The following is a 1090-nucleotide window of genomic DNA, read 5'->3' as shown; positions in this document are numbered from 1 at the left end:
GAGCCCGACGGCTCGGTCACCATGCTGACCCGGCCGGCCGTCACGGTCGACCGCGACCTCGAGGTTGTCATGGACGCCCGGCTCGGCAAACCGGTCAGCGTGACGTCACCGGGCGCGGGCCAGGTCTACGGATACGCCGGATTCACCCGGCGCGACGCGGCCGCCGGGGTGCTGGCCGGCTCCTTCGCCGGGATCACCGCGGCGCAGATCGGGCCGGCCACGACCGCCGCCGGCTTCCGGAGCGAGTTCGGCGCGTCGTGGGCGAGCGGCACGCAATTCTGGGCGGCGGCCTGGTCGGTGCCCGGGCGCTGGGTCACCGGCTTCACGCGTACCCCACGGAATTTCGTCTCGAGACGAGCCGTCTACGGCGGCGACGGCGCCGCCCTGATGGTGCGCCACCCGGCCGGCGCCTGGGGGTACGCGTCGGCGCTCGACCTGCCGGTCACCCGCACCGAGCACCTGCTCGCCGGCCCGTCCTGGGGCGGCGAGTTCACCGGCGCACAGGCCACGCTGACCGCCGCGGCCGCGCCCGTCACGACCGCGACGGATGAGTGGAACAGCGCCGTGCGCGGGCCCGCCTTCGCCCCCGGCCACGCGATCACCGAGACCCGCGGCGTCCTGGACATTGCGCCGGCCTGGCGCTCGGACTCCAGCGGTCACGGCGCACCGGCGAGCGGCTCCACCCGGGTCACCCGCGGCAAACGCATCACCATCGCGCACACCGACGGCGCGGACCGCGTCGAGTGGGCCTTCGCGGCCACCCGCAGCGCGACGCGGACCGTGGTGCCACTGCCCGTGGTCCGGTTCCGGCCGGCGGACGACACGCTGTCGTTCACCGTGCAGCATCAGGCGGGCGGCGGTGTCACCGAGTTCGGGCTCGACGTCTCCTACGACGGCGGGCACACCTGGCAGCGGCCCTTCTACATGCGGGTCGGCGACCGCGGGCTCGCCGTGCTCCGGGCGCACCCGGGCAGCACGGTGTCGCTGCGCGCCACCGCCACGAACAGTGCCGGCAACAGCGTCCGGCAGACCCTGCTCAACGCGTTCTGATCCGCGGCCGGCGCGGGCTAGGTTGGGGGCGTGGACGCAC

Annotated in this window: 1 protein-coding gene; it reads left to right on the top strand. The window is 75.1% G+C overall.

Features of this window, described 5'->3' with window-relative positions; genetic code table 11:
- Positions 1-1050: hypothetical protein (locus AB0M20_RS45265; RefSeq protein WP_364307829.1), on the top strand; the 1050-nt coding region annotated here is incomplete at its 5' end.
- Positions 1051-1090: the final 40 nt, after the last annotated feature.

It is taken from the genome of Actinoplanes sp. NPDC051633, assembly GCF_040681735.1.
Classification (GTDB): domain Bacteria; phylum Actinomycetota; class Actinomycetes; order Mycobacteriales; family Micromonosporaceae; genus Actinoplanes.
Note: the sequence above shows the minus strand (reverse complement) of the source record. Positions and strands in the feature narration are given on the sequence as shown.